General features: G+C 67.1%; 15 protein-coding genes. 14 read left to right on the top strand and 1 reads right to left on the bottom strand.

The window, feature by feature from the left end; all coding sequences use genetic code 11:
• Positions 1-10: 10 nt before the first annotated feature.
• A complete protein-coding gene (locus OG394_RS11405) occupies positions 11-1270 on the top strand; it encodes a M48 family metalloprotease (protein WP_328995160.1) in 1260 nt (419 codons plus the stop codon).
• Positions 1267-2382 carry a glycosyltransferase family 4 protein gene (locus tag OG394_RS11400; protein WP_328995158.1) on the top strand — a complete coding sequence of 372 codons (1116 nt, stop codon included), beginning with the start codon at positions 1267-1269 and terminating at the stop codon, positions 2380-2382. The genes OG394_RS11405 and OG394_RS11400 overlap by 4 nt, the downstream gene beginning before the upstream one ends.
• Here OG394_RS11400 and OG394_RS11395 read toward each other — a convergent pair.
• Positions 2379-3119, bottom strand: coding sequence for a GntR family transcriptional regulator (locus OG394_RS11395; protein ID WP_328995156.1), 741 nt, complete (start codon positions 3117-3119; stop codon positions 2379-2381). The two genes, OG394_RS11400 and OG394_RS11395, sit on opposite strands and share 4 nt — an antisense overlap.
• 128 nt (positions 3120-3247) lie before the next feature.
• Here OG394_RS11395 and OG394_RS11390 point away from each other — a divergent pair, with 128 nt between their 5' ends.
• The 12 genes from OG394_RS11390 to OG394_RS11335 all read left to right on the top strand — a co-directional run bounded on the left by OG394_RS11390 (position 3248) and on the right by OG394_RS11335 (position 15662).
• The gene (locus OG394_RS11390; protein ID WP_328995155.1) at positions 3248-4249 is read left to right on the top strand and encodes a Gfo/Idh/MocA family protein; all 1002 of its coding nucleotides are present in this window, start codon (positions 3248-3250) and stop codon (positions 4247-4249) included.
• Positions 4246-5133 carry a sugar phosphate isomerase/epimerase family protein gene (locus tag OG394_RS11385; protein WP_328995154.1) on the top strand — a complete coding sequence of 296 codons (888 nt, stop codon included), beginning with the start codon at positions 4246-4248 and terminating at the stop codon, positions 5131-5133. Before OG394_RS11390 ends, OG394_RS11385 begins: the two co-directional genes overlap by 4 nt.
• A 1-nt stretch (position 5134) precedes the next feature.
• Complete coding sequence (iolC, locus tag OG394_RS11380) at positions 5135-6142, top strand: 5-dehydro-2-deoxygluconokinase (RefSeq protein ID WP_328995153.1); 1008 nt, start codon at positions 5135-5137, stop codon at positions 6140-6142.
• Positions 6143-6165: 23 nt separating this feature from the next.
• The gene (locus tag OG394_RS11375; RefSeq protein ID WP_328995152.1) at positions 6166-7029 is read left to right on the top strand and encodes a Cgl0159 family (beta/alpha)8-fold protein; all 864 of its coding nucleotides are present in this window, start codon (positions 6166-6168) and stop codon (positions 7027-7029) included.
• Positions 7026-7907 (top strand): 5-deoxy-glucuronate isomerase, encoded by an 882-nt coding sequence (gene iolB / locus OG394_RS11370; RefSeq protein ID WP_328995151.1) that lies wholly within the window; start codon positions 7026-7028, stop codon positions 7905-7907. The genes OG394_RS11375 and iolB overlap by 4 nt, the downstream gene beginning before the upstream one ends.
• Positions 7904-9814, top strand: coding sequence for a 3D-(3,5/4)-trihydroxycyclohexane-1,2-dione acylhydrolase (decyclizing) (gene iolD, locus OG394_RS11365; RefSeq protein WP_328995150.1), 1911 nt, complete (start codon positions 7904-7906; stop codon positions 9812-9814). Before iolB ends, iolD begins: the two co-directional genes overlap by 4 nt.
• 1 nt (position 9815) lies before the next feature.
• A complete protein-coding gene (locus tag OG394_RS11360; protein WP_328995149.1) occupies positions 9816-10703 on the top strand; it encodes a TIM barrel protein in 888 nt (295 codons plus the stop codon).
• Positions 10704-10793: 90 nt separating this feature from the next.
• Positions 10794-11789, top strand: coding sequence for a sugar ABC transporter substrate-binding protein (locus OG394_RS11355; protein ID WP_328995148.1), 996 nt, complete (start codon positions 10794-10796; stop codon positions 11787-11789).
• A 4-nt stretch (positions 11790-11793) separates the two neighbouring features.
• Entirely contained in the window at positions 11794-12837 is a 1044-nt protein-coding gene (locus OG394_RS11350) for an ABC transporter permease (protein WP_328995147.1), read from the top strand.
• Positions 12834-13772 carry an ATP-binding cassette domain-containing protein gene (locus OG394_RS11345; protein ID WP_328995146.1) on the top strand — a complete coding sequence of 313 codons (939 nt, stop codon included), beginning with the start codon at positions 12834-12836 and terminating at the stop codon, positions 13770-13772. The genes OG394_RS11350 and OG394_RS11345 overlap by 4 nt, the downstream gene beginning before the upstream one ends.
• Positions 13765-14772, top strand: a complete 1008-nt coding sequence (locus OG394_RS11340) for a Gfo/Idh/MocA family protein (RefSeq protein ID WP_328995145.1) — start codon at positions 13765-13767, stop codon at positions 14770-14772. Before OG394_RS11345 ends, OG394_RS11340 begins: the two co-directional genes overlap by 8 nt.
• A complete protein-coding gene (locus OG394_RS11335) occupies positions 14769-15662 on the top strand; it encodes a sugar phosphate isomerase/epimerase family protein (RefSeq protein WP_328995144.1) in 894 nt (297 codons plus the stop codon). Before OG394_RS11340 ends, OG394_RS11335 begins: the two co-directional genes overlap by 4 nt.
• Positions 15663-15669 lie beyond the last annotated feature (7 nt).

Below are 15669 nucleotides of genomic sequence, written 5' to 3'. Positions count from 1 at the left end.
AATAGGCCGCATGACATCAGCCGCCCCCGTCGCCAAAGACCGGAACGCGCCGAGGTGGGCCGCACTAGCCCTGGCCATCGCCCTGGTCGCGGTGATCGTCTGGACCACGCCCTGGGTCTCGCTGAAGGGGATACCGCCTGCGGATGCCGCGCTCGACTTCACCGCCCAGGAGATCGACCGGCAGCAGCGGTTCCGGTCCGAGTTGTTGCCGCTGTCAACCGTATCGTGGATCCTCTCCTTGCTCGTACCGCTTGTCATCGGGTTCACCCCGCTCGGCCGGCGCATCTACGACACGATCCGCCTCAAGCGCTGGTACGTCGTACTCCCGCTCGTGGCCGTCGTACTGGGTCTGCTGGCCAACGTCATCACTCTGCCGACCGACATCGCGGGTGAGCGGGTGCTACGTCGTTGGGGTCTGTCGACGCAGGACTGGGGTTCGTGGACCCGGGATCGCGCGGTCAGCTGGGTCATCGGCACGTTGGGCGTGATCATCGTGCTGCTCATCGTCGTCGCGTTGGCGCGGAAGTGGCGCCGTTGGTGGTGGGCGCCCGCGGCGGCGTTGGCGGCGTTGCTGGTGATCGTCGTTTCGTTCGCCTATCCGGTGCTGATCGAGCCGCAGTTCAACGAGTTCACCTCGATGCCGGCCGGGGCACAGCGCGATGCGTTCATGAAGCTCGCGGCCGATGACGGTGTGCCGGTCAAGGACGTGCTCGTCGCGGACGCATCCCGTCGTACGACGTCACTGAACGCCTACGTATCCGGTTTCGGCTCGACTCGTCGCCTGGTCGTCTACGACACGCTGCTCAAGGCGGCGCCGCCGGAAGAGGTCCGGCTGATCGTCGCGCACGAACTCGGGCACGCGGCCGAGGACGACGTACTGCACGGCACCCTGATCGGGGCATTGGCCGCTGCCTTCGCGATCGTCCTGCTCCGGGTGTTGCTCGGGGCAAGGATCGCCGATCCGCGCCGGACCGCGCTGCTGCTGGCCATGATCACCGCCGGTACGACGCTCGCCGGGCCGGTGCAGAATCTGGTCAGCCGGCGGATCGAGGCCCGCGCTGATCTGCACTCGCTCAACCTGACCAGGGACCCGGCCGGATTCGCCGACATGCAACACCGCCTGTCGATCACCAACCTGTCGGGCCTCGAACCCGCCCGCTGGCGGTACATCCTGTTCGCGAGTCATCCGACACCGCCCGAGCGGATCGCGATGAGTCGTGCCTGGGGTGCGCAGAACGGCATCCAGGTACCGCCGCTGGTCCCGAAATGAGCCGCATCCTCGTAGTCACGAACGACTTCCCGCCTCGCCAAGGTGGCATCGAGACGTTCGTACGGGCGCTGTGCGACTACTTGCCCAGCGACGAGTTGGTCGTCTTCACGTCGACGATGCCGGGCGATCGCGCGTACGACGCGCGCCTGCCGTTCCCCGTCGTGCGCGACCGTACGACGATGCTGGTGCCGACGCCTCGGGTCAGACGGCACGCGGCCGACGTACTGCGGGAGTATCAGGCGGATCGGGTCATCTTCGGTGCTGCCGCTCCACTTGGTTTGATGGGGCCGGCGCTTCGGAAGGCGGGGGCGCGGAAGATCGTCGCGATCACGCATGGGCACGAGACGTGGTGGGCCGCGCTCCCCGGATCGCGGCAGGCGCTGCGGCGGATCGGGAATTCGGCCGACGTGGTGACGACTGTGTCCGACTGGTGTGCGTCTCGTATTGCTCCTGCGTTGTCGGTGGAGGCGCGTGGGCGGATGCAGCGCTTGCGGCCAGGGGTGGACGTTCGGCGGTTCTATCCGGGGTGTGGTGGAGCCGAGGTTCGCGCGAAGCTTGCCTTGGGCAACCGGCCGGTGGTCGCCTGCGTATCGCGGCTGGTGCCGCGCAAAGGGCAGGACTCGTTGATCCGGGCCTGGCCGGAGGTGCTGGCCGTGGTGCCGGATGCGGTCTTGCTGCTCGTCGGCGGCGGGCCAGATCGCGGACGGCTCGAGGGATTGGTCGAGCGTTTCGGCGTGGGGGAGTCGGTGATTTTTACCGGGCCGGTTCCGTTTGCGGAGATTCCGCCTTATCAGGACGCGGCGGACGTTTTCGCTTTACCTTGCCGCACGAGGCGGTTGGGTTTAGAGCCGGAAGCGCTCGGAATTGTCGCGCTGGAGGCCGCGGCCTGTGGAAAACCGGTGTTGATCGGTTCTTCTGGAGGCGCGCCGGAAACCGTCGAGGCCGGGCGAACTGGATACGTGGTGACCGCGGATAACCTCACCGCGCATTTGCTCGAGCTACTGCAAAGCCCGATCAAGGCCAAAGCAATGGGCGAACAAGGCCGCCAACGAATCCACCACTCCTGGACCTGGCCAATGACGGCTCAGACCCTGCAACTACTGCTCCGTTAGCGTTCGGAGACCATGACGTCGACGGCGTATTGGTCGGCGCGGTAGCAGTGGTTGCCGTATTCGACTGGCTTGCCGTCCGAGTCGTACGCGCTGCGGGTCATCGTGAGTAGCGGTTCGGCTTTTGACGTGTGCAGCAGGCGGCGCTCGGCCGCGGTGGCGTTGCGGGCGCCGATTCGCTGGCGGGCGACGGTTGGGCGGATGCCTTGTTCGCGGAGCAGCGCGTACAGGCCGTCCGCGCACAACCCCTCGGGCGTCAGACCCGCGCCGATCGACGCGGGCAGCCAGTTCCGCAGGATCGCGAGAGGGGCGTCGCCGGCGTAGCGCAGGCGGACCATCGCAACCAGCGGCGTATCGGCCGGCAGGTCCAGGGCGAGGGCGGCCGGTTCGTGGATGGCGTCGGATTGCAGGCTGAGCAGTTCGGTCCGAGGGGTACGGCCTTCGCGGACCAGGTCGTCGTACAGGCTGGTGAGCTCGACGCGGCGGTGCACCATCCGGTTGGCGACGGTGGTGCCGACGCCGCGACGGCGGACCAGCAGGCCCTGGTTGACGAGCTCGGCGATGGCCCGGCGCACGGTCGGCCGGGAGAGCGTGAGGCGGTCGGCCAGTGCGACCTCGTTCTCGAAGGCGTCGCCCGGCTTGAGGACGCCGCCGCTGATCGCGGCCTCGAGTTGCTCGGCCAGTTGGTGGTAGAGCGGCACCGGACTGGTCCGATCGATGCGCACCGGGAGGGCTGCCATGGCGATGAGGTTACATCTCGAGGGTATGTATGTCACGACGTGAAGATGTTCTAACAAACTATTGACATCACTGTCACGGCCCACCAGTGTTGACGCCAGTCAGCCCTTCGGCGAGAGGTAATCGGAGTATGCGAATCGGACTGGTCGGTGCCGGCCGGATCGGCGCCTTCCACGCAGCGACACTGGCAGCATTGGCCGCGGTCGATCAGGTCGTCATCACCGACGCGGATCCCGATCGGGCCGAGGTGGTGGCGAAGGAACTGGGGGCCGAGTTCGCCCCGGACGTGGACTCGTTGCTCACCAGCGGACTGGACGGATTCGTCATCGCGGCGGCCACGTCCGCCCATGCCGAGTTGCTCGGCAAGGGGCTGGCCAAGGGCATCACGACGTTCTGCGAGAAGCCACTCGCGGTCGATCTCGCCGGGACCAAGGCCGTCGTCGAGGCGGTCGAGGCCGGTGACGTGCTGGTGCAGATCGGGTTCCAGCGGCGGTTCGACTTCGGCTATCGCAAGGCGGCCGCGGCGGTCAGGAACGGCGAGCTCGGCTACATCCACACGATCCGCGCGAACACCGGCGATGCCGCGCCGCCGCCGGCCGAGTACATCCCGACCTCCGGCGGGTTCTTCCGCGACTGCAACGTGCATGACTTCGACGCACTGCGCTTCGTCACCGGGCGCGAGGTGGTCAGCGTCTACGCGACCGGCGCGAACCGCGGCGAGGCGTTCTTCGGGGAGTACGGCGATATCGACGCCGCGGCCGCCTTGCTCACGCTCGACGACAACACCTTCGTCATGGTCAACGGCACGCGGTACAACGGCGCCGGGCACGACGTACGCATGGAAGTCCTTGGTAGCAAGGGATCCCTGGCCGTCGGGCTTGACGACCACGCGGCGCTGACGTCGGCCGAGGCGGGTGTGACGTTCCCCGCCGGGCCGGCACATGGCACGTTCATGGACCGGTTCCACCCGGCGTACGTCGCGGAGCTGACCGCCTTCACCGAGGTGGTCGCCGGGACGCGGGAGGTGCCCTGCACGGTTCGGGATGCGCTGGAGGCGTTCCGTATCGCCGAGGCCTGTGAGATCTCCCGGCGCGAGAACCGCCCGGTCAACCTGGACGAGGTAGGACGATGAGCTCGATCGAGAACCGGATCGCGGGCGCGCCGATCTCCTGGGGTGTGTGCGAGGTGCCCGGGTGGGGTTGGCAGTACGACGCGGAGACCGTGCTGCACCAGATGCGCGAGGTCGGTTTGGCCGCGACCGAGTTCGGGCCGGACGGTTTCCTGCCGGATGCCCCGGCCGAGAAGGCGGCGACGCTCAGCGGTAACGGTCTGAAGGCTGTCGGCGGATTCGTGCCGGTGGTGTTGCACGACCCCGGGCATGACCCGCTGCCGGAGGTGGCGAAGGCGCTCGAGGGGTTCGTCGCCGCGGGCGCGGGCACTCTCGTGCTGGCGGCCGCGACCGGCCAAGAGGGGTACGACGATCGCCCGGTCCTCGACGACCTCGGCTGGTCCACCTTGCTCGGCAACCTCGATCGGCTGGCCAAAGTGGCCGCGGAACAAGGCCTAGTGGCGACGCTGCACCCGCACGTCGGCACGATGGTGGAGAACGCGGACGACGTCGACCGGGTCCTGAGTGGCAGCACGATCGGCCTCTGCCTGGACACGGGTCATCTGTTGATCGGCGGCGTCGATCCGGTCGAGCTGGCGAAGAGGCACACGGCCCGGATCGTGCACACCCATCTCAAGGACGTCGACGCCGGCTGGGCCGCGAAGGTCCAGGCCGGGGCCGTGAGCTACACCGACGCCGTCCGGCAGGGGATGTACCGCCCACTGGGTGCCGGCGATATCGACCTCGGCACGATCGTCACGACGCTGGAGTCCGCCGGGTACGACGGCTGGTACGTGCTGGAGCAGGACACGATCCTCACCGAGGCGCCCGCGCCAGGGTCGGACGGTCCGCTGGCCGACGTACGGGCGAGCGTGGCGCATCTGCGGCACCTCGCCGAAGGGGTTTGAGATGTACGACGTTTTGACCATCGGCCGGATCGGCGTCGACCTCTATCCGTTGCAGACGGGCGTGCACCTGGAGGACGTCGAGACGTTCGGCAAATTCCTCGGTGGCAGCGCGACGAATGTGGCGGTCGCGGCGGCGCGGCATGGGCGTAAGTCGGCCGTGATCAGCCGGACCGGGAATGACCCGTTCGGCAAATTCATTCACCGCACGTTGGGCGAGCTCGGCGTATCCGACGAATTCGTCACCGGCGTGAACGGATTGCCGACGCCGATCACCTTCTGCGAGATCTTTCCGCCAGACGATTTTCCCTTGTATTTCTACCGATTCCCGAAAGCGCCGGACCTGGTGATCAATCCGTCCGAGCTGGATCTCCAGGCGATCAAGGACGCGAAGATCTATTGGTCGACCGTGACCGGATTGTCGGCGGAACCGAGCCGGACCGCGCATTTCACCGCCTGGGAAGCGCGGCGGCGAAAGTCGATCACGGTGCTCGATTTGGATTACCGGCCGATGTTCTGGGCGGATCCGAGTGAGGCGCATGAGCAGGTCGATCGGGCCCTGCAGTACTGCACCGTTGCCGTGGGCAACCGGGAGGAGTGCGAGGTCGCGGTCGGCGAGACCGATCCCGACAAGGCCGCACTCGCCTTACTGGACAAGGGGCTCGAGCTCGCGGTCGTGAAGCAGGGTCCGAAGGGTGTGCTCGCGCGGACCCGGACCGAGCGGGTTGAGGTGCCGACGTTCGAGGTCGAGGTCGTGAACGGGCTCGGCGCCGGGGACGCGTTCGGCGGCGCCTTGTGCCACGGGCTGCTGGCGGGCTGGCCGCTCGAGCAGACCCTGCGTTTCGCCAATGTCGCCGGCGCCATCGTCGCCTCCCGGCTGGAATGCTCCACCGCCATGCCGACCTCGACTGAGGTTGAGGATTTGCTCGGCTCGCGACGGTCAGAAGCGCCCGATGAACGGCGACACGCCGCGTCACAAGGGCCCGATGATCAGAAAACGGGCGGGGCGTGAGGGGCGTGCGGGATTTCGGGGAGTTGACGGAGATTCGGGCGCGGCGGCCGTACGCGATTGGTGAGGCGTGGGAGGCGCGGGCTAGGCGGGAGGTGCTTGGTGATGACGGGCAGTTGCTCATCGTTGCCGCGGATCATCCCGCGCGTGGTTCGCTTGGCGTCCGCGACGACAAGATGGCGATGGCCAGTCGGCCCGAATTGCTGAATCGTTTGTTGACCGCGTTGGAGCGGCCGGGGGTTGACGGTGTGCTGGCGACCCCGGACGTGCTGGAGGATCTGCTTCTGCTGGGTGCGTTGGAGAACAAACTCGTCATCGGGTCGATGAACCGGGGCGGTCTGCAGGGTTCGGTGTTCGAGCTCGACGACCGGTTCACGGCGTACTGCGCGGCCGAGCTCGACGCGCGCGGGATCGACGGCGGCAAGATGCTGACCCGGATCGACCTCGGGGACGCCGGTACGGTTGCGACGCTGGAGGCGAGCGCCCGGGCGGTGACCGAGTTGGCCGAGCGCCGGTTGATGGCGATGGTCGAGCCGTTCTGGTCGATCCGCAAGGACGGGCGGGTGCAGAACCTGCTCGACCCGGACTCGGTGATCAAGTCCATCCAAATCGCTTCCGGCCTGGGTGCGACCAGCGCTTACACCTGGCTCAAGCTTCCCGTGGTGGACGATCTGCCGCGCGTGATGGAGGCGACGACCCTGCCGACGTTGTTGCTCGGCGGCGACCCGACGGCCGCTCCGGAGGACACCTACGCGTCGTGGGGCAAGGCGCTCAAGCTACCGTCCGTGCGTGGTCTCGTGGTGGGGCGTGCGCTGCTCTTCCCGCCCGACGGAGATGTCGCCGCGGCGGTCGATCACGCCGCCCAACTCGTACACGGAGGTGCCGCATGACCGAGTGGTTCCGCCCCACGGGGACTACGGCCCGCGACGGCTTCGACCTCGCCGTCGTGCCGGGTGAACCCGGTTGGTCGCACACCGGCCTGTACGTCGTAACGCTCGCGCCGGGGGAATCCCGCGAGATCGAGACGGGCTCCAGCGAGTACATCGTGCTGCCGCTCCAGGGCTCCGCCGAGGTGGTCTGCGCCGGCGAGACCGTCAAACTCGAGGGACGCACTAGCCCCTTCGCCGGTCCAACCGACCTCGCTTACATCCCGATCGACTCCGTTTTTACGATCGAATCGGTCGACGGAGCAAGGATCGCCCTGCCGCACGCGAAGGCGACAACGTCGTACAACTTCAGGCGGTTGGGCAAGGAGCAGGTGCCGACGGAATTGCGCGGAGCGGGAGTGGCGTCGCGACAGGTGAACAACTTCGGTACGCCGGCGGTGCTCGAGGCGGATTCGATCATCGCGTGTGAGGTGATCACGCCGGGCGGCAACTGGTCGTCGTACCCGCCGCACAAGCATGACGAGCAAAAGCCCGGCGAGGAGAGTGAGCTGGAGGAGATCTACTACTTCGAGCTCCAGTCCGAACAAGGGGCTCCGGGCAACAACGAGCCGATCGCCTACCAGCGCGTCTACGGCACGGACGAGCGGCCGATCGACGTACTGGCCGAGGTCCGCGATGGCGACCTGGTGCTGGTGCCGCACGGCTGGCACGGGCCTGCGATGGCGCCGCCCGGGTATGACTTGTATTACCTGAACGTGATGGCCGGGCCCGGTGCGGAACGGCAATGGCTGATCAGCGACGACCCGCGGCACGGTTGGGTCCGGGAGAGCTGGGAGAGCCAGCAGATCGACCCGCGTCTACCCTTCGGAGGCAAGCGATGACGGTGCGGCTCACTGTCGCCCAGGCACTGGTGCGTTTCCTGAGCGTCCAGTACTCGGAGCGCGACGGCGAACGCCAGAAGCTGTTCGCCGGGATGTTCGGCATCTTCGGTCACGGCAACGTGGCCGGCGTCGGGCAGGCCCTGCTGCAGTCCGAGCTGGAGGATCCGACGGCCCTGCCGTACATCCTGGCGCGGAACGAGCAGGCCATGGTCCACACCGCGGCCGCCTTCGCGCGGACTCGCGACCGCCTCCAGACCTACGCGTGTACGGCGAGCATCGGCCCGGGTTCGACCAACATGGTGACGGGTGCCGCGCTCGCCACGATCAACCGGCTGCCGGTCTTGCTCCTGCCGAGCGACGTGTTCGCGACTCGCGTGGCGACGCCCGTCCTGCAAGAGCTCGAGTCGTACGGCGCGGGCGACGTCTCGGTCAACGACGCCTTCCGCCCGGTCTCGAAGTACTTCGACCGGGTTTGGCGGCCCGAGCAACTGCCGTCGGCCCTCCTGAACGCGATGCGTGTCCTGACCGATCCCGTCGAGACGGGTGCCGTGACGCTCGCGCTGCCGCAGGACGTCCAGGCGGAGGCATTCGACTGGCCCGACGAGCTGTTCGACGAGCGCGTCTGGCACATCGCCCGGCCGTTGCCCGAGGCATCCATCATCGAGCAAGCGGCCGACCTGATCCGGAACAGCGAGCGCCCGCTGATCGTCGCGGGCGGCGGCGTCGCGTACTCCCGGGCGCAGGAGGCGCTGCAGGCCTTCGTCGAGGCGACCGGCATTCCGGTGTCGGAGAGCCAGGCGGGCAAGGGCTCCTTGCGGTACGACCACCCGCAGTCCGTCGGTGCGGTCGGCTCGACCGGTACGACGGCGGCGAACGCGCTCGCGGCGGAGACGGACCTGGTGATCGGGATCGGCACCCGCTACAGCGACTTCACCACGGCCTCGCGGACGGCGTTCCAGAACCCGGCCGTGCGCTTCGTCAACCTCAACGTCGCCCGATTCGACGGCGGCAAACACGCTGGCCTGCCCGTCATCGCCGACGCCCGCGAGGCGCTCACCGCTTTGCAGACCGCGCTCGGCGGCTGGTCCGTGGACGACGAATACCGCGAACGGACGGACGAGCTTGCCCAGGTCTGGGACGGCATCGTCGAGCAGACGTACAACCCGCCCGCCGAGGTGACCGACCGCCTCGCGGCCGGCCTGCTCACCCAGGGCGAGGTGCTCGGCGTGGTCAACGAGACGTCGGACCCGCGCGATGTGGTGGTCTGCGCGGCCGGTTCGATGCCGGGAGACCTGCACAAACTCTGGCGGACCCGGGACGCGAAGGGATACCACGTCGAGTACGGGTATTCGTGTATGGGTTACGAGATCGCTGGCGGTATCGGCGTACGGCTGGGTGCTCCCGATCGCGACGTGTTCGTGATGGTGGGCGACGGCTCGTACCTGATGATGTCGACCGAACTCGTCACCGCCGTGCAGGAGAACGTCAAGGTCATCGTCGTACTCGTGCAGAACCACGGCTTCGCGTCCATCGGTGCGCTGTCGGAATCCCTTGGCTCACAACGCTTCGGTACGGCGTACCGGCGGCGCTCGGGCGATGGCCGGCTCGACGGGGACTACCTCCCGGTCGATCTCGCGGCGAACGCGCGCAGTCTCGGCGTCGACGTGATCGAGGTGGACGACCGGGCCGGGCTCGAGAAGGCCGTCGCCACCGCGAAGGCGGCAGAAGGGCCGGTCATGATCCATGTCCGGACCGATCCGCTGGTCCATGCGCCCGACAGCGAGTCGTGGTGGGACGTGCCCGTGAGCGAGGTGGCCGAGCTCGACTCGACCCGCGCCGCGCGTACGTCGTACGAGGAATCGAAACAGGCCCAGCATTGGTACATCGCGCCCGTAGAGGAGGACTGACATGGCGAAAGTGAAGGTCGGTAGCGCACCGGATTCGTGGGGCGTGTGGTTCGCGGATGACCCGCAACAGACGCCGTGGGAACGGTTCTTGGACGAGGTCGCGGCGGCGGGCTATCGCCGGATCGAGCTCGGGCCGTACGGGTATCTGCCGACGGACCCGGCGCGGTTGCGCGACGAGCTGGCCAAGCGTGAGCTCGAGCTGACCGCGGGCACGATCTTCGAGCACCTGCACCAGCCGGGCTCGTGGGACTCGACCTGGAAGGACGTGTCGGCGGCGGCCGAGCTCACGGCGGCGATGGGCGCGAAGCACCTTGTGGTGATCCCGTCCGCGTGGCGCGACCCGCAGACGGGTGAGGAGCTGGAACCACCCGAGCTGGACGACGCGGGCTGGGCGCGGCACGGCCGTCAGATGAACGAGCTGGGCCGGCGGATCGCGGAGGAGTACGGGTTGAAGACCCAGTTCCACCCGCACGCGGATACCCATATCGACACGCACGAGCACGTCGAGCGATTCCTCGCGGAGACGGACCCGGCGGTTGTGAACTTGTGCCTCGACACCGGGCACATCAGCTACTGCGGGGGTGACAACCTGAAGCTGATCCAGGACTACCCGGAGCGCATCGGGTACGTCCACCTCAAGCAGGTCGACCCGGTCGTACTGGCCGAGGTCAACGAGAAGGGCCTGGGATTCGGCGAGGCGGTGAAGCTGGGGGCGATGTGCGAGCCGCCGGCCGGACTGCCGGACCTGCCGCCGATCCTGGCCGCGCTGGCGGAACTGGAGGTCGACGTGTACGCGATCGTCGAGCAGGATCTGTATCCCTGCTCGGCCGACGTGCCGCTACCGATCGCGGAGCGCACCTTCGCCTATCTTTCGGCACACGGACTCTGAGCGTCTGGGGACTCAGGTGAGTAACGGGGTCTTGCATTACCAACCCCACGGCACGGGCCGTGGGAACACTCGAGAGGTTGGTTTCGACTCATGATTCGGTGGCAGAAGAAGGCAGTGGCCACGGGGGCCGCGCTGAGCCTGGCGATCGCCCTCGCCGCGTGCAGCTCGTCCGGCGGTAAGCAGGAGGAGCAGAACAACGGCCAAGGTGGTGGCAACGTCGCGAACACCCCGCGGATGAAGATCGCCTTCATCACGCACGCCGCTCCCGGTGACACCTTCTGGGACCTGGTTCGCAAGGGCGCCGAGGCGGCCGCGGCGAAGGACAACGTGGAGCTGCAGTACTCGGGTGATCCCGAGGGCGCCAACCAGGCCAACCTGGTCCAGACCGCGATCGACGCCAAGGTGGACGGCATCGCGGTGACGCTCGCCAAGCCCGACGCGGTCTCGGCCAACGTGAAGAAGGCCGTTGCCGCGGGCATCCCGGTCACCGCCCTCAACGGTGGTATCGAGCACTGGCAGGACGCGGGCGCGATCGCCTACTTCGGTCAGGACGAGCGCATCGCCGGTCAGGCCGCGGGGGACCAGCTCACCAAGGTCGGCGCGAAGAAGGCCATCTGCGTGATCCAGGAGCAGGGCCACGTCGGTCTGGAGGCGCGCTGCCAGGGCGTGAAGGACAAGTTCCCGGCGGTGGAGAACGTCTACATCACCGGTACGGACATGCCCGGTAGCACGACGACGATGACCTCGAAACTCCAGCAGGACAAGGCCGTCGACTACGTCGTAACCCTCGGCGCTCCGTTCGCGCTGGCCGCGGTTCAGGCGGTCGACAAGGCCGGTTCCAGCGCCAAGGTCGGGACCTTCGACACCAACAAGGAACTGGTCGGAGCCATCAAGGACGGCAAGGTGCAGTGGGCCGTCGACCAGCAGCCCTACCTGCAGGGTTATCTCGCTGTCGACAACCTGTGGCTGTACAAGACGAACGGCAACACGATCGGTGGTGGCAAGGCCACGCTGACCGGTCCGGCGTTCATCGACAAGGACAACGTGGCCGCGGTGGAGAAGTTCGCCGCCAACGGGACTCGCTGAGGCCATGGCTTCCACACTCACGGCAACTACGACGGCGGATGACCGGGTCGGCCGCCGCTCGATAGCGGCCCGGTTGCTGAGTCGTCCCGAGATCGGTTCGCTGGTCGGCGCCGCCGTCGTCCTGGTGTTCTTCCTGATCACGGCGCCGACGTTCCGCAGCATCAACTCGACCGGCACGATCCTCTACCAGGCCGCTCTGATCGGCATGATGGCCGTACCGGTGGCGCTGCTGATGATCGGTGGCGAGTTCGACCTGTCGACCGGTGTCGCGGTCACGACGGCGGGACTGACCGGCGGCCTGTTCGCCTACCAGTTCAGCGTCAACGTCTGGGTCGGGGCTGTCGTGGCGCTGGTGGTCGCAGTGGGCGTCGGCGCGTTCAACGGCTGGCTGCTGATGCGAACAGGGTTGCCGAGCTTCCTGGTGACGCTCGGCACCTTCTTCATCCTGCAGGGGCTCAACCTGGGCGTGACCAGGATCCTGGCCGGCACCGTCTCGTCGAACTCGATTCGCGATATGGACGGCTTCAGCTCCGGCCAGGCGGTGTTCGCCTCGGAGTTCAAGATCGGCAGGCTCAGTATCGAGATCCTGGTGATCTGGTGGGTCGTGTTCGTTGCGATCGCTTCCTGGGTGCTGCTGAAGACCAAGGTGGGCAACTGGATCTTCGCGGTGGGCGGCGACGCGGCAGCGGCTCGGGCTGTCGGTGTGCCGGTGAAGCGGGTCAAGATCGGCCTGTTCATGACCGTCGGCTTCTTCGCCTGGTTCTCCGGAATGCACCTGCTCTTCAATCAGAGCAGCGTGCAGTCCGGTGAAGGTGTCGGCAAGGAGTTCATCTACATCATCGCGGCGGTTGTCGGTGGTTGTCTGCTGACCGGTGGTTACGGATCGATCGTCGGCTCGGCGGTCGGTGCGCTGATCTTCAGTATGACCCAGCTCGGCGTGGTGTACGCCGGCTGGAACGCGGACTGGTTCAAGGCCTTCCTGGGTCTGATGTTGCTGCTGGCAACGATCGTCAACCTCGTCGTCAAGAACAGGGCGGACTTGAGATGACCATCACCAAGGGATTCGCCGACGAGGCGGCCACCAGCCCGACCTCGCCGATCGTCCATCTGGATGACATCGGCAAGAGCTACGGCAATGTGCACGCCCTTCGCGGTGTCTCGATGGCCGTGCGGCAGGGTGAGATCACCTGCGTGCTCGGCGACAACGGCGCGGGCAAGTCGACGCTGATCAAGATCGTCTCGGGTCTGCACGACTACACGGCCGGCACGATGTCGGTCAACGGCGAGGAGCGGCACTTCAGCTCACCTCGTGAGTCGATGGACAGCGGTATCGCGACGGTCTACCAGGACCTCGCGCTGGCGCCGCTGATGTCGGTCTGGCGCAACTTCTTCCTCGGCAACGAGATCATGAAGTCGACGCGGCTGACCAAGTTCGTTCCGACCGGCGCGCTCGGCACCCTCGACGCGGCGCAGATGAAGCGGGTCGCCAGGGACGAGCTGACCAAGATGGGGATCTCGATTCCCAACCTGGAACAGCCCGTCGGCATGCTGTCCGGGGGGCAGCGGCAGTGCATCGCGATTGCGCGGGCGATCTACTTCGGCGCCAAGGTGCTGATTCTGGACGAGCCGACGGCCGCGCTGGGTGTGAACCAGTCGGGCGTCGTCCTGAAGTACATCGTGAAGGCGCGCGATGCCGGGCTGGGCGTCGTGTTCATCACGCATAACCCGCATCACGCCTACCTGGTCGGCAATCACTTCGTCGTACTCAAGCTGGGCCGGGTCGCGCTCGACACCCATCGGGCCGACATCACGCTGGAGCAGCTCACCAACGAGATGGCCGGTGGTGCCGAGCTGGAGGCGCTGAGCCACGAATTGCGCGGGATCGACGCCGGTGCGGTGGTCTCACCGGCCACCGTCACGGGCCCGATCGAGTCGCCTTTGGGGTCTGCGGAGCCTTTGGAGTCTTTGGAGAAGAATGACTGACTTGCGGATTGGCATCATCGGCGTCGGCCTGATGGGCGCCGACCACGCCGAACGGGTCGCTTTGAAGACCTCCGGCGCCCGCTTGGTCGCGGTCTCCGACCCGGATACCGCTCGCGCCTCGGCGTTGGCGGACCGGCTCGGCGTCCGTACGGTCAACGACCCGCTAGACCTGATCGCCGCCGACGACGTCGACGCGGTGATCCTGGCTTCACCCGGTTTCGCCCACGCCGAACAGCTGCACGCGTGTCTGGAAGTGCAGAAGCCGGTGCTGTGCGAAAAGCCGCTCACGATGGACACCGAGTCGTCGCTACGCGTGGTCGAGGCCGAACACAAGGTCGGCAAATCGCTGATCCAGGTCGGCTTCATGCGCCGGTTCGACCCGGAGTACGCGGCGCTGAAGAAGCTGCTCGACTCGGGCGATCTCGGTCGTACTCTGGTGCTGCACAACGTGCACCGGAACAGGACCGTGCCGGACACGTTCCGCAGCGAGATGATCGTGCGCGACTCACTCGTGCACGAGGTCGACGTGGCTCGCTGGCTGTTCGATGACGAGATCGCCCGGATCACCGTGCGCGCTCCTCGGCCGACCAGCCTGGTTGCCGAGGGCGTATTGGACCCCCAGCTGGCCGTTTTCGAAATGGCCAATGGCGCGATCGCCGATGTCGAGGTGTTCGTGAACTGCCAGGTCGGGTACGAGGTGCGTTGCGAGGCCGTCGGGGAGTTGGGCAGCGCGACGATCGGCCTCGGCGTCGACGTACTGACCAAGACCACCGGACACTGGGGTGGTTCCGTACCGGACGACTTCCGCGTCCGCTTCGGCCTCGCGTACGACATCGAGATGCAGCGCTGGGTCGACGCGGCCAAGTGTGGCGAGATCGACGGACCTTCGGCCTGGGACGGCTACGCCGCGGCCGCGGTTTGCACGGCCGGCGTCGAATCCCTCACCACCGGCCTCCCGGTCGAGGTCGAGATGGTACGTCGGAGCGAGGTCCTGGGATGAAGCTGAGCCTGGATCCGTACATGTTCCGGCAGGTGCCACTGCTGGATCTGCCCGGACTCGTCGCGGATCTGGGCTATCAGTGGCTGGAGTTGTCCCCGCGCGACGACTTCCTGCCGTTCTTCAACCACCCGCGAGTGGACGACGGCGGCGTGAAGGCCTTCCGGGACTCGCTGGCGGCAGCGGGCGTCGGCATCTCGTCGGTGCTGCCGTTGTACAAGTGGTCCGGCCCCGACGAGGACGAACGGCAGGCCGCCGTCCGGTATTGGAAGCGCGCGATCCGGATAACGGCCGACCTCGGCGTCGACGTGATGAACACCGAGTTCAACGGCAGACCCGAGCAGGCCGCCCGGAGTGAGGCGCAGTTCTGGCGTTCGCTGGAGGACCTGTTGCCGGTGTTCGAGGCCGAGGGCGTGCGGTTGGTGCTGGAGCCGCATCCGGACGACTTCGAGGAGGACGGCCGGGCCGCGATCGACCTGATCCGCGGTATCAACAGTCCACTGGTCTCATTCCTCTACTGCGCGCCGCACACCTTCCATATGGGCAACGACGCGGCCGGCATCATCGAGTACGCCGGTCCGTTGCTGACCAACATCCACCTCGCCGACTCGTTCGACCACACCGGCTCGTCGGGCTTGCGCTACATCGTCAATCCGCCCGGCTCGACCGTGCGGGTGCACCAGCACCTGGACATCGGTCAGGGGGAAGTCGACTTCGCCGAGCTCTTTTCCAGCCTGGAGCTGGCGGGGTTCGATGGCACGGTGACCAGTTGTGTCTTCGCCTGGGAGGAACGCGCTCGCGAGTCGAGCACGTTCATGCTCGAGACCATCACCGACTACCTGTCCCGCTGGGCCGAGCCGCCCACTTTCGAACAACCCTTCGTTCAACCCTGAGGAATTC

This window comes from Kribbella sp. NBC_01245, from assembly GCF_036226525.1.
GTDB lineage: Bacteria > Actinomycetota > Actinomycetes > Propionibacteriales > Kribbellaceae > Kribbella.
Note: the sequence above shows the minus strand (reverse complement) of the source record. Positions and strands in the feature narration are given on the sequence as shown.

Bases quoted from the DNA above. Each gene is read 5' to 3' on its own strand.
- OG394_RS11335 (WP_328995144.1), top strand. From the start codon at position 14,769: ATGAAGCTGAGCCTGGATCCGTACATGTTCCGGCAGGTGCCACTGCTG.
- OG394_RS11395 (WP_328995156.1), bottom strand. From the start codon at position 3,119: ATGGCAGCCCTCCCGGTGCGCATCGATCGGACCAGTCCGGTGCCGCTC.
- OG394_RS11385 (WP_328995154.1), top strand. From the start codon at position 4,246: ATGAGCTCGATCGAGAACCGGATCGCGGGCGCGCCGATCTCCTGGGGT.
- OG394_RS11360 (WP_328995149.1), top strand. From the start codon at position 9,816: ATGGCGAAAGTGAAGGTCGGTAGCGCACCGGATTCGTGGGGCGTGTGG.
- iolB (WP_328995151.1), top strand. From the start codon at position 7,026: ATGACCGAGTGGTTCCGCCCCACGGGGACTACGGCCCGCGACGGCTTC.
- OG394_RS11345 (WP_328995146.1), top strand. From the start codon at position 12,834: ATGACCATCACCAAGGGATTCGCCGACGAGGCGGCCACCAGCCCGACC.
- OG394_RS11340 (WP_328995145.1), top strand. From the start codon at position 13,765: ATGACTGACTTGCGGATTGGCATCATCGGCGTCGGCCTGATGGGCGCC.
- iolC (WP_328995153.1), top strand. From the start codon at position 5,135: ATGTACGACGTTTTGACCATCGGCCGGATCGGCGTCGACCTCTATCCG.
- OG394_RS11405 (WP_328995160.1), top strand. From the start codon at position 11: ATGACATCAGCCGCCCCCGTCGCCAAAGACCGGAACGCGCCGAGGTGG.
- OG394_RS11390 (WP_328995155.1), top strand. From the start codon at position 3,248: ATGCGAATCGGACTGGTCGGTGCCGGCCGGATCGGCGCCTTCCACGCA.
- OG394_RS11355 (WP_328995148.1), top strand. From the start codon at position 10,794: ATGATTCGGTGGCAGAAGAAGGCAGTGGCCACGGGGGCCGCGCTGAGC.
- iolD (WP_328995150.1), top strand. From the start codon at position 7,904: ATGACGGTGCGGCTCACTGTCGCCCAGGCACTGGTGCGTTTCCTGAGC.
- OG394_RS11350 (WP_328995147.1), top strand. From the start codon at position 11,794: ATGGCTTCCACACTCACGGCAACTACGACGGCGGATGACCGGGTCGGC.
- OG394_RS11400 (WP_328995158.1), top strand. From the start codon at position 1,267: ATGAGCCGCATCCTCGTAGTCACGAACGACTTCCCGCCTCGCCAAGGT.